The sequence below is a fragment of the Peribacillus asahii genome, assembly GCF_003570725.1.
Taxonomy (GTDB): domain Bacteria; phylum Bacillota; class Bacilli; order Bacillales; family DSM-1321; genus Peribacillus; species Peribacillus asahii.
In genome coordinates this window covers 93,020-105,528 of record NZ_QWVS01000011.1, presented here as the reverse complement: position 1 = coordinate 105,528, position 12,509 = coordinate 93,020, and the positions used below count along the sequence as shown (strand labels likewise).

At 37.1% G+C, this 12,509-nt stretch carries 13 protein-coding genes; 5 read left to right on the top strand and 8 right to left on the bottom strand.

The window, feature by feature from the left end; translation table 11 throughout:
• The first annotated feature begins 173 nt into the window (after positions 1-173).
• The gene (locus D1953_RS05500) at positions 174-1,658 is read left to right on the top strand and encodes an aminotransferase class I/II-fold pyridoxal phosphate-dependent enzyme (RefSeq protein ID WP_119116156.1); all 1,485 of its coding nucleotides are present in this window, start codon (positions 174-176) and stop codon (positions 1,656-1,658) included.
• A gap of 366 nt (positions 1,659-2,024) precedes the next feature.
• Here the strand turns inward: D1953_RS05500 and D1953_RS05495 are convergent, their stop codons facing one another.
• Positions 2,025-2,153, bottom strand: a complete 129-nt coding sequence (locus D1953_RS05495; RefSeq protein WP_119116155.1) for a GapA-binding peptide SR1P — start codon at positions 2,151-2,153, stop codon at positions 2,025-2,027.
• A 246-nt stretch (positions 2,154-2,399) separates the two neighbouring features.
• On the opposite strand from D1953_RS05495, the gene D1953_RS05490 reads away from it, so the two are divergent.
• The gene (locus D1953_RS05490; protein ID WP_119116154.1) at positions 2,400-2,831 is read left to right on the top strand and encodes a DUF1885 family protein; all 432 of its coding nucleotides are present in this window, start codon (positions 2,400-2,402) and stop codon (positions 2,829-2,831) included.
• A 10-nt stretch (positions 2,832-2,841) separates the two neighbouring features.
• Here D1953_RS05490 and D1953_RS05485 read toward each other — a convergent pair whose 3' ends face one another.
• The 6 genes from D1953_RS05485 to D1953_RS05460 form a co-directional block, all read right to left on the bottom strand.
• The gene (locus D1953_RS05485; RefSeq protein ID WP_182480512.1) at positions 2,842-3,090 is read right to left on the bottom strand and encodes a hypothetical protein; all 249 of its coding nucleotides are present in this window, start codon (positions 3,088-3,090) and stop codon (positions 2,842-2,844) included.
• A gap of 432 nt (positions 3,091-3,522) precedes the next feature.
• Complete coding sequence (gene lpdA, locus D1953_RS05480; protein ID WP_119116153.1) at positions 3,523-4,935, bottom strand: dihydrolipoyl dehydrogenase; 1,413 nt, start codon at positions 4,933-4,935, stop codon at positions 3,523-3,525.
• A 5-nt stretch (positions 4,936-4,940) separates the two neighbouring features.
• The gene (locus tag D1953_RS05475; protein WP_119116152.1) at positions 4,941-6,248 is read right to left on the bottom strand and encodes a dihydrolipoamide acetyltransferase family protein; all 1,308 of its coding nucleotides are present in this window, start codon (positions 6,246-6,248) and stop codon (positions 4,941-4,943) included.
• 122 nt (positions 6,249-6,370) lie between these two features.
• A complete protein-coding gene (locus D1953_RS05470) occupies positions 6,371-7,348 on the bottom strand; it encodes an alpha-ketoacid dehydrogenase subunit beta (RefSeq protein WP_119116151.1) in 978 nt (325 codons plus the stop codon).
• 3 nt (positions 7,349-7,351) lie between these two features.
• A complete protein-coding gene (gene pdhA / locus D1953_RS05465) occupies positions 7,352-8,467 on the bottom strand; it encodes a pyruvate dehydrogenase (acetyl-transferring) E1 component subunit alpha (protein WP_119116150.1) in 1,116 nt (371 codons plus the stop codon).
• A gap of 531 nt (positions 8,468-8,998) precedes the next feature.
• The gene (locus D1953_RS05460; protein ID WP_119116149.1) at positions 8,999-9,658 is read right to left on the bottom strand and encodes a YkyA family protein; all 660 of its coding nucleotides are present in this window, start codon (positions 9,656-9,658) and stop codon (positions 8,999-9,001) included.
• Positions 9,659-9,813: 155 nt separating this feature from the next.
• Here D1953_RS05460 and D1953_RS05455 point away from each other — a divergent pair, with 155 nt between their 5' ends.
• Both D1953_RS05455 and def read left to right on the top strand, forming a co-directional pair.
• Positions 9,814-9,960: a YjcZ family sporulation protein gene (locus D1953_RS05455; protein ID WP_119116148.1), complete on the top strand. Its 147-nt coding sequence runs from the start codon at positions 9,814-9,816 to the stop codon at positions 9,958-9,960.
• Positions 9,961-10,093: 133 nt separating this feature from the next.
• On the top strand, positions 10,094-10,648 hold the full coding sequence (def, locus tag D1953_RS05450; RefSeq protein ID WP_119116147.1) for a peptide deformylase: 555 nt from the start codon (positions 10,094-10,096) through the stop codon (positions 10,646-10,648).
• Positions 10,649-10,788: 140 nt separating this feature from the next.
• Here the strand turns inward: def and D1953_RS05445 are convergent, their stop codons facing one another.
• The gene (locus D1953_RS05445; protein WP_119116146.1) at positions 10,789-11,580 is read right to left on the bottom strand and encodes a Cof-type HAD-IIB family hydrolase; all 792 of its coding nucleotides are present in this window, start codon (positions 11,578-11,580) and stop codon (positions 10,789-10,791) included.
• Positions 11,581-12,295: 715 nt separating this feature from the next.
• Between D1953_RS05445 and D1953_RS05440 the strand changes: the two genes are divergently transcribed.
• Positions 12,296-12,508, top strand: coding sequence for a DNA-dependent RNA polymerase subunit epsilon (locus D1953_RS05440; protein ID WP_119116145.1), 213 nt, complete (start codon positions 12,296-12,298; stop codon positions 12,506-12,508).
• The last annotated feature ends 1 nt before the right edge of the window (position 12,509 follow it).

Genomic DNA, 12,509 nt, shown 5'->3' with positions numbered 1-12,509 from the left:
CCCTGATAACGCCCGTTCTGGTATTTCCTTATATTATTACAAATTTTTACTAAACCTTCAATTTTCCGATCTTATTTTTCGGAAATTTTCCTATGCAACGACATTTATACATGCTATAATTTCTCTTGTTTTATGCGAAATTTACATTGATTAAGAAATGGGGTCAAAAAGAATTGTCACAATATGAAACTCCTTTATATACTGGCTTAATCGATCATGCAAAAAAAAATCCGATTCAATTTCATATTCCTGGACATAAGAAAGGAAATGGAATGGATCCGGAATTTCGCGAATTTATTGGCGAAAACGCATTATCTATCGATTTAATTAATATCGCTCCGCTAGATGACCTTCATCGACCTAAAGGCATTATTAAACAAGCGCAGGATTTAGCAGCTGAAGCATTCGGAGCTGATCATACATTTTTCTCAGTTCAAGGAACAAGCGGTGCAATTATGACAATGGTTATGACGGTTTGTGGACCTGGAGATAAAATTATCGTCCCTCGAAATGTTCATAAATCGGTTATGTCAGCGATTGTATTCTCTGGAGCTGTACCTATTTTTATTAATCCAGAAATTGATAAAAACTTAGGAATTTCTCACGGCATTACGATAGATCAAGTGGAAAAAACATTACAGGAACATCCTGATGCAAAAGGGTTACTTGTCATCAATCCAACCTATTTCGGCATTGCTGCGGATTTAAGAAGGATTGTCGAGACAGCCCATTCCTATAATGTACCTGTCCTAGTTGACGAAGCACACGGTGTTCATATTCATTTTCACGATGAATTACCTCTCTCAGCGATGCAAGCAGGTGCAGATATGGCCGCAACAAGTGTTCATAAGCTCGGCGGTTCTATGACGCAAAGCTCGATTTTAAATGTGAAAGAAGGGCTCATCCCCGTTAACCGTGTGCAGTCTATCCTTAGTATGTTAACAACAACCTCTACATCTTATATTTTACTCGCTTCCCTTGATACTGCTAGAAAACAATTGGCAACAAGAGGAAGAGAAATGATTGATGAAACGATTAAATTAGCCAATTATACACGCGATGCCATCAATGAAATTTCTTTTTTATATTGTGTAGGAAAAGAGATTTTAGGCAAGAAAGCCACATACAACTACGATCCAACTAAATTAATTATTTCAATCAAGGACTTAGGAATTACAGGATATGATGTTGAAAAGTGGCTTCGTGAAAAGCATAACATCGAGGTAGAATTATCAGACTTATATAATATCCTTTGTTTAGTTACACCAGGAGATACGAAAGCGGACGCTGATTCCCTTATTTTTGCTTTACAAGACTTAGCTGAGCAATTTAAAGGTGAAGCAAACGAGAATGATCCCGTTCGCGTTATACTGCCAGATACACCGAATCTTGCTTGTACTCCTAGAGACGCCTTCTATGCGGAAACAGAAGTTGTACCGATTGAAGAATCTATTAATCGCATTAGCGCTGAATTCATTATGGTATATCCGCCTGGCATCCCAATCTTCATTCCAGGAGAAATGATTACGGCTGAAAACATCACATATATTCAAAAAAATATAGAAGCAGGACTGCCTGTACAAGGACCTGAAGATCCTGAAATCAAATTTTTACGAGTAATTAAGAAACAACAACCTAGAAAAAGCTGGCTCACTTGAGTCAGCTTTTTTCTAGTTACACTATTGATAAAATAAAGTAAAACTTTCATCATCAGGGTTCTTCCTTCCCCCCCCCGCTGATGGTTAGTCACCAATCGGACCTTTACTACAAAAGCGAGGCGACTGTTCAGCCCCGACAAGCATTACAGCTTATAACCTCGAGGGGCTAGGAGCCGCAACTAGATGAAGGCAGTTATCCCCCACCTATCTTCCTTGTTCACTCTGAATCTTGAGGTGGGGTCTTACTGCCCGTTAAATGTGGGATAAATAGTCATTCATACAATCCCCTATAAACAGAGCCTAAAACACAAAAAAGGTACCTTCCAAGTTGAAAAGCACCCGAACTTCTACGTCATTATTTATTTTTTAATTTTCCTCAGCAGCAGTTGCATTACAGCTAGGGCATTTTTGACTATGCGAATAAAGAATACTTACTTTTTCATCTTCAAAATGAGCGATTGTACTATCACAGCTTTGGCAAATGATCGTTCCCATTCCGACAACTCCCTTCTAATATATTAGATGTTATATAATCGAATTGTAACCGCTTTACATCCATAATAATATAACACATTTAAAATTTCAAGCGAAAAAGTATAACATATATTTTGCATTTTCATCATTTTTTCACTTAAATTCTCTTATAGCGTTATAAACAAAATTTATCTTCTTTTTAACAATAAAAATCATACAAATAATAGTAAAGTATAATGAGGCAAATTGGAGTTAAGGAGGATGAACATGACTGAACATGCATATATTAAACTCGTTCCATATCCAGAACGAACGACAGTTACGCTTGACACAATTAAAGAATTATTACATGACTATCAAAACATAACCTCAAAAACAGGCAAGCAAGTAAATTGGAATTACCATGAAGCAGCCTTTCCTTATGAAATAAAAGAGCCAACACCTCCTACAAACAATATGATATACCTTCAATCCCTAACAGACGGTTATCATCTTATCTTAATCGGAATGGATCAAGAACAAATTCATGAGAAAGAAAACGAACGTATCCAAACGTATATTCAGATAACGCTCGTCGAACATTCTACATTTGGAGATAAAGGCAAAGCTAATGAGCTATGTAAATTTCTCGCCAAACAATTAAAAGGGGAACTCCACTTGTTCAATAAGCGCATCATGTACTTTTATCCTCGTAAGTAAAGAAATTCTTTTAATGAATAGGAATAATCACTTCCAAACAAATTTGCAAGACCCCATAACAAAACAAACTCATCACGGTTACTAACAGCGTCTGTTTAGTTGATTGTAAAATAAGCTTTCCAATATAAATAGCGAAATAGGAAAACAGAAGAAACATTAGTGATTTATAGAAGAAGCGATCATTCATTGACAACCATTCCGCAAGCGTATAGCTGCTCCAAATGATTAATTGAAAAAGGAAAACACAATATTTTTTCACATTAGTCACTCCATTCATTTCTAAATCTATGGGCATCCATTAAAACTTCTATAGTTTCATCTTATGTAACGCTTCTGCTATCCATTTCCATTGATCAAAATTTTATAGACAAACCATTCATTCCTCTATAAAGTAAAACTTTTCTATCAGTGAGGGTTTCCCTTCATCCCTCACTGATAGTTAGCCACGTTCTACGGTCACTAAAATCTCGCTTCACTTCAATCAAGTGACCATATGAACCTGATTGGTGAAAGTTTACCAATCGAACTTTTACTATAAAGGCGGAGCTAGGGGCCGCAACTAGATGAGGGCAGTTCCCATTTATCTCTTTGTTTCCTCATAAGCTTAAGGTAGGAGTCCTACCTCCATTAAGTGCCGGATAACGCAAAAAGCACACTGCTAAAAAGCAGTGTGCTAAAAACATCACGTTAATTATTTAATAATATGGATAGGAGTGCCTAGAGCTACTTCAGCAGCTTCCATTGTAATTTCTCCTAATGATGGATGTGCATGAATAGTCATCGCAATATCTTCAGCTGTCATACCTGCTTCAATAGCAAGTCCTAGTTCAGCAATGATATCAGATGCATTTGCACCAGCAATTTGCGCACCAATTACTAATCCATCTTCTTTACGAGTCACAAGCTTCACAAAACCGTCTGTCGCATTTAAAGAAAGCGCACGGCCGTTTGCACCGTATGGGAATTTAGAACCAATTGCCTCAATTCCTGCTTCCTTCGCTTGTGCCTCAGTAAATCCTACAGTCGCTAATTCTGGCTCAGAGAATACAACAGCTGGGATTCCTAAATAGTCAATTTCAGAAGGGTGTCCAGCAATTGCTTCAGCTGCAATTTTACCTTCGTAAGATGCTTTGTGTGCTAATTGTGGACCAGACACAACGTCACCAATAGCAAAGATGTTTGGTATATTTGTGCGGCCTTGTTGATCTGTTTCAATTAAGCCTCTATCAGTTAGGTTAATACCAACTTGCTCAAGACCGATATCAGAAGTATTTGGACGACGACCAACTGTAACAAGTAAGTAATCAGCTTCGATTTTCTTCTCTTCACCTTTTACTTCATACGTTACAATAACGCCGTTTTCTGTTTCTTCTACACCTTTCGCAAGTGCTTTTGTAACAACTTCTACACCTTTACTCTTTAGGTTTTTCTTCACTAGAGTTGTCATTTGTTTTTCGTAAGCACCTGAGAAGATATCATCTGATCCTTCAAGAATTGTTAATTTTGTGCCCATGTTTGCATAAGCGCTACCAAGTTCAACCCCGATAACTCCTCCACCGATTACAACCATAGAAGATGGAACTTCTTCAAGAGCAAGAGCTCCTGTAGAGTTAATAACACGTTTAGAATATTTGAAAGCTGGGATTTCAACCGGTGTAGATCCAGTTGCAATAATTGCATGTTTGAATGTATAAGTTTGAGCTGAGTTTTCAGTCATCACACGTACATTGTTAGCATCTACAAAATATGCTTCACCAGCAACAACTTCAATGTTATTTCCTTTTAATAGACCGCTTACGCCGCCTGTTAATTTATTAACAACCGATTCTTTCCATGCTTGTACTTTTGAAAAATCGATTTTTACGTTTTCTGCAGTAATCCCAATGTTTTCTGAATGCTGTGCATTATGGAAACGATGTCCTGCTTCAATTAATGCTTTAGATGGGATACATCCTACATTTAAGCAAACCCCACCAATTGCACCTTTTTCAACAACTGTTACTTTTTGACCAAGCTGTGCTGCACGAATTGCTGCTACATACCCTCCTGGGCCAGATCCGATGACTAAAGTATCTGTTTCAATTGGAAAATCTCCTACTACCATGATGATTACGCCTCCATTAACAATAATTCTGGGTCATTCAGTAACTTTTTAATATGATTTAAGGCATTTTGACCTGTCGCACCATCAATGATACGGTGATCAAAGCTTAAAGACAGTGCCAAGACTGGAGCTGCAATAATTTCTCCATCACGAACAATGGCTTTTTCAGCTATACGCCCAATCCCGAGAATAGCAACTTCTGGATGGTTAATGATCGGGGTAAACCATTGACCTCCTGCAGAACCGATATTCGTAATCGTACAGGAAGCCCCTTTCATTTCTCCAGGAGTCAATTTACCTTCACGAGCTTTATCAGCTAACTCATTAATCTCTTTTGAAATAGCAAAGGGCGATTTGCGATCTGCATCTTTTACAACGGGAACGAGTAAACCTTTATCTGTATCGGCAGCAATTCCAATATTGAAATAATGCTTATGGATAATTTCACTCGTCTCATCATCAAAGGATGTATTAAGTATAGGATACTCACGTAATGCACTTGTTAACGCTTTAACAACATAAGGCAAGAAAGTTAACTTAATTCCTTTAGCAGCAGCAACCTCTTTGAACTTTTTACGGTGAGCAACAAGTTGCGTAACATCGACTTCATCCATTAATGTAACGTGCGGAGCCGTTTGTTTAGATTTCACCATTGCTTTGGCAATCGCTTTTCTCATTGCACTTACTTTCTCACGCGTTTCTGGATATTGCCCCTCAGGAATCACAACTGTTTCAGCAACTGTTGTTTCCGTTTCTTGTTGTTGCGAAGCTTCAGCTTGTTCAGTTTCTTCTTGTGGAGCTGTTTGACCATTTATGTAAGCCATAATGTCTTCCTTCATAATGCGCCCATTATCTCCCGAACCTGTAACTAAGCGAATATTTACCCCTTGTTCTCGTGCATACTTTCTCACAGAAGGCATCGCAATAATACGACGACTTGAATCAACATCCGCTGCTGGAGCAGGAGATGACTCTTGAACAACCTCAGTTGTTGCCTGAGTTTCAGCTTCCGCCTTACTAACGTCTTCTGTTTTTTCCTCCTCATGATCCCCTTTAAACTTAAGATGTTCATACCCAGGAGCGTCAAATGTAACAAGAACATCACCAACAACGGCAACCGTTCCTTCTTCTACAAGAATGTCTTCCACCGTTCCTTCAACAGGAGATGGAATTTCTACGACGGCTTTATCATTTTGAACTTCACAAAGAACGTCGTCTTCCTGAACTTTGTCTCCTGGCTTTACAAACCACTTTACTATTTCACCTTCATGTATACCTTCTCCGATATCAGGGAGTCTAAATTGAAATGCCACTGAACTCAACCTCCTATATTAAATCATACTTAGTGCTGCGAATAAAGTCATTTGTCACGAATTTCTGATTATCCTTGTCAAATTATCTGACAATCACTTTACCGTTTCTTCAAAAAGTAGGATTAAAACTTCAATACTTTTGTTGCCGTTTCAATAATATCTTTATAATTCGGTAACCATACTTGTTCAGCTTGTGAGAACGGATATACTGTATCTGGTGCAGCAACACGTAACACAGGAGCATCTAAACTTAAAATGGCACGTTCTGTAATTTCTGATACAACATTAGCTGCGATCCCTGCTTGTTTTTGTGCTTCTTGAACAACAATTGCTCGTCCTGTTTTTTCAACAGAAGCAATAATTGTTTCAATATCTAATGGAGAAATGGTACGTAAATCAACCACCTCAACAGAATGACCTTCTTTCGCTAATTCTTCAGCTGCTTTAATAGATTCCTGAACCATCGCTCCATACGTAATAATAGAAAGATCAGTACCTTCACGTTTTACGTCCGCTTTTCCTAGAGGAATGCTATACTCTTCTTCTGGTACTTCTTGGCGAAATGAACGATATAATTTCATATGTTCAAGGAAAATAACTGGATCATTATCACGAATGGCTGAAATTAATAACCCTTTTGCATCATAAGGTGTTGAAGGAATGACGACTTTTAATCCTGGTTGTTGTGCCATTAGTCCCTCTAAACTATCAGCATGTAACTCCGGTGTATGTACACCGCCGCCAAATGGTGAACGAATCGTTACTGGTGCGTTATAGCGTCCGCCTGAACGATAGCGCATACGCGCCAATTGACCGCTAATCGAATCAATGACCTCATAAACAAATCCAAAGAACTGAATTTCAGGAACCGGACGGAAACCTTGTAGAGATAACCCTACTGCCAAACCACCAATTCCAGATTCAGCAAGTGGTGTATCAAAGACACGCTCTTCACCAAATTCTTTTTGCAGATTTTCCGTTGCACGGAAAACCCCACCGTTTACTCCAACATCCTCTCCAAAAACCAATACATTTTCATCATTACGCAACTCTGTACGTAATGCATCTGTAATCGCTTGAATCATCGTCATTTGAGCCATGGCTTACTTCGACTCCTTTTCTTTATAAATTTCAAATTGCTCTTTTAAGTTAAATGGCATCTCATCATGCATAATTGAAATTAAGTCCGTTACTTTTTGTTTCGGCTCTGCGTCCGCTACTTTAATAGCTTCTTTAATATCTTCTTTTGCTTGTTCAATCGTTTCATTTTCTAATTCTTCACTCCACAAACCTTTATTTTCCAAAAACTTACGGAAGCGAACAAGTGGATCTTTCAATTCCCATTCATTATCCAATTCTTCTGTACGATAACGTGTTGGGTCATCACCAGCCATCGTATGTGGTCCATATCGATATGTTAACGTTTCAATTAAAGTTGGGCCTTCTCCATTAACAGCACGTTCTCGAGCTTCCTTCGTTGCCACATAAACGGCTAACGCATCCATTCCATCAACTTGAATACCAGGAATTCCTGCTGCTACCGCTTTTTGCGCTAAAGTTCCTGCAGCCGTTTGTACTTCTACAGGCGTCGAAATAGCAAAGCGATTATTTTGAACGATGAAAATAGCTGGGGCTTTAAACGCACCCGCAAAGTTGATACCTTCGTAGAAGTCACCTTGAGACGTTCCACCATCTCCCGTATATGTGATGGCTACTGATTTTTTACCACGCTTCTTCATGCCGAGCGCCACTCCAGCCGCTTGAACATATTGAGCTCCAATAATAATTTGTGGAGAAATTACATTTACACCTTCTGGAATCTGATTCCCTTTGAAATGTCCACGAGAAAATAAGAAAGCCTGTGAAAGCGGTAAGCCATGCCAAACAATTTGTGGAACATCACGATATCCCGGTAAAATAAAATCCTCTTTTTCTAAAGCAAACTGTGAAGCAATTTGCGACGCCTCTTGTCCAGCAGTAGGAGCGTAAAAACCTAGTCTGCCTTGACGATTTAAAGAGATGGAACGTTGATCTAAAATTCTTGTGTATACCATACGTCTCATTAATTCTTGTAACTCTTCATCTCGTAAATCCGGCATAGCTGCCTCATTTACTAGTTCGCCCTCCTCATTCAATATTTGAAAAGTTTGGAACTGCCCTGCTACCGCTCGAAACTGTTCCTCTACATCCAATTGAAATTGTTTCGTTTTTGAAGCCATTCTGTATCATCCTTTCATTAAAAGGTTATTCATTATTATTGTATAAATCTTAAACTGTAACGCATCTCTAACAAATTATGTTTCCCTTTAGCTTTCGTTTGCAAACATTATCATATAATTTACATTGCACACCTTATTTCTGTATCAATAAAATCCTTTAAAAAAGTAATACAATTTGTTTTCGTACCCACAGTTTACAAGATGAATCGCCCTAAAGTCAATCCCTTTAATAGCGTTAAATCAACTTATTTTTAAGATTACCCATTTATTTACACCAGCACCCCAAAAAGATTCTGTTATAGTATAAAAGAAAAACTGTATTATAAATTTATTTTATCTCTCCCTCTCTCTTATTGATTTAAAATAACGTTTCCCTTTAGCCAATTGAGACATCACCGTGAATTATTCTACACATGAAGCTATTTCCCACATCACCATTACTATTCCACGAAAATATTTAAACGCTTACATTTCCATTTTTTATAGTACAGTTTCTCTCCCAAACAAAAAAACTGGCCAATCAGCCAGTTTTCATTCTTCATCATTTCCTAGTTCATTTTTTCGATAAAAATCTGCTTTTTGTCTCATAAATTTTTCTGTTAATTCATTAAATTGTTCATAATAACGCAGTACTTTTTCATAACTTTTATTTATTTTTTCAATTTGTTCTTGCAGCTGATCCATTTTCAAGGTTTCCTTTGTAAACATTTCATATAATTCTCGATCATAAACTAAACTTTGCCCATATGCTTCATATAACTTCTCATACGTTTCGTAACGTTTGTTCATCGTCTTATGAAGGGTTATGACTTGTTTCTCTATTTCTTTTCGTTCGATTTTATCAATTTGGTCTTCCATTTTCATGGATGTTTTCTGAGAAGCCTGAATTTTTTTATGTTCCACGGCAAGAAATTTTTCTCTTTTCTCAATATTATCCAAAGCCTCTTCCGCTAAAACTCTAATAGAATCTGATTGCCGCCAACCTAATTCAATAATGTCTTTATATATTTTCTTTTCTTCCTTTTCTAACTGTGTAATTCGTTTATGCTGTTCTTCAAATTCATGTTCTTTCTTTACTGACTCTTCTAGTATTCGATACACTTTTTCCTCTGGAGAGACACTGGCCCAACACCCTGATAACAAAATGGTCGAGCATAATACAATAGCTAGTATACTCAAATGTTTATGCATCCATCACTTACCTCCCCTTCATAATTTTATTGATGAATTTATTTATGAACAGGGCCCCCGCCTACACGATTTGCTGCGTTATGCATAGGCTATAGTAATCGTTTGGGAAACCAAAATGATCATGTTTCAAAATATTATATATGGAGGTATCACATATGTTCTACGGAGGCTATAATCAAGCTTGTTGTTACCCTGTTGCTCCTTCCTACGGTTATGGTGGCTGCGGTGCAGTAGGAGGATTTGCGTTAATCGTTGTCCTATTCATTCTGCTTATTATCGTCGGTGCTTGTCTGTGCTTCTAATATGACTATATGGTAAGATTGGGGAGTTCTTACTCCCCGCTTCATTTTTTATCCTATTTTGTGTATCTATTTAACAATTTCTTGTTCATTTTGTTAAAATGATAACATACATAAAAAAATCGGGGTGCAAAACATGTTAACAACAAAAGATATTATTAAAGAAGGAGAACCTACCTTAAGAAAAGTAGCTGAGGCAGTTCCTCTTCCTGCGTCAGAAGAAGATAAACAAATTTTAGCCAGCCTAATGGAGTATGTACAAAACAGTCAAAATCCAGAACTAGTTCAACAATACAATTTACGTCCCGGAATCGGACTCGCCGCTCCACAAATTAATATATCAAAACGAATGATTGCCGTCCATTTAACAGATGGTAAGGGTAAATTATATAGTTATGCCCTCTTCAACCCAAAAATTATTAGTCATTCTGTGGAAAAGGCTTATTTAACAGCTGGTGAAGGCTGCCTCTCTGTGGATCGCGTTGTACCTGGTTATGTTCCTCGGTATGCTAGAATTACCGTAACTGGAACGACACTTGAAGGCGAAGAAGTCAAACTTAGACTAAAAGGACTTGCCGCTATTTGCTTTCAACATGAAATCGACCATCTAAACGGAATTATGTTTTATGATCATATTAATAAAGAAGACCCTTTTAGTATTCCACCCAACTCAATCGCCATCGAAAGGTAGAATGAAACTTCAGCTTCAAGAACTTAATTGTTAGTAAACTACGAGAAGCCTCTCTTGCGCTATGCAAGGGAGGCTCTTTTTACATGACACTGTTGTTTTTGGCTCATATGTGTTACACACAATGCTATGTAACACAATCTTCAAATAAGCTGCAGTTTCTTTAATCCATAATAAATTCCTTCTTCCCCCACATCTTTTGTTACATAATCCGCATGTTCCTTTACAGTTGAAGCAGCATTCCCCATCGCTATACCATGACCAACGGCTTCTAGCATCTCAATATCATTTAGTCCATCCCCAAATGCATAAACATCTTCTAACTGAAACCCAACATGTTCCATAAGCATTTTAATTCCTTCCGCCTTTGAACCATCACTCGGCAGAACATCCGTAGAATATTGATGCCAACGGATAAAACGGAAGGAGTCACAGTGCTCGCTAAATCGCTCCTCTTCCTCTTCTGTACAAAATAACAACGCTTGATATACATCGTGCTGTTCATAGAAATCCGCTTCTACATCAGGATGCGGGAACCGCAAACTTCCTAACGCTTCTTGGATTCGCTCATGGTTGGCCACACTAGATTTCATTGTTGCTTCATCCATAAAAACAATCGGAGTATGATTATATTTCTCTGCCGTTTCATGCAGCTTTTTCAGCTCACTAATCTTTAATGGATTTCGATAGACCACTTCTTTTTCAAATACTACATATTGCCCATTAAAACTTACAAACGTATCAATGTTTAATTCTTCTCGTAACGATTCGAACATAAACGGCGAACGCCCTGTTGCAATGGCCACAAAAACCCCATTATTCTGTAATTGTTTAATCGCTTTTTTTGTTGAACTTGGTAATTTCTTATCATGATCAAGTAACGTGCCATCTATATCAAAAAATACAATTTTCACTCTACCTTCACTTCCTATCATTTGTTTTCATTATGTAATAAATTTCCCTATTTATTAGTCAAGTCACCATTTCTTTTCTACTTCATTCAAATTCCCATATTTATCAACGTAATTTATTACCAAAATGACATATGATAATGATGAATAAACCACTCTTGTATTTCAAATGGTTACTATATCGACTACCGCTTTTTAGAAAAATACGGCAAGTACTACAAAGAAATATTTACATTATTAAATATTGCTATACAATAATATCAAGGGAGCGTGATCACCATGTTAAAAAAGCTGCGTAAAAAACTGCTTAAACAATGGAATGATCTTCTTAGAAAAAATCCATCGCCTAAAGTACCTCTATGAATTTGCGTCAACTTAATCTACTGGTACATTACCTATTTGCGATATTTTTTTAAAACGGTCCTTCTAAAACTTGCGAAGGACTTCTTCCTTATTGTAAAGTTTTATTTAAGTGTACTTCTTACGGATTACATATATAGGCGTTTCCAACGATACATATATGTTACACTATTTACGTACAGTTTTATTGATTAATTAGTTTTAATTAACAATAGTCTATCATATCACTCATTATTCAAATAAAGTTTTATGTGACTAATATGATGTTTAACACGCAGTACAACTAGTTTTCTATTGGTATGATGTTGTAAAACATGAAAAATTTGTTGTTTTTATATATAATGAAACAAGCAATGTAATTAAACGAGGAGAGATTATTATGATTTTTAAGGTATACCATCAAGTAAATATAGCAGAGGTTCCAATTAGAGAAAACACGCAAATTCTTTATGTAGAGGGAAAATCTGTTCGCGACGTTCGTCAAAAGTTAAAACAAAAACCCTTTAACGTAGAATACGTGGAAGTTGTTGAAGGAGCTTATTTAGATTATGAAAAACAAAACGAAGATTATAAAGTATTGGAGCTAGGATAAT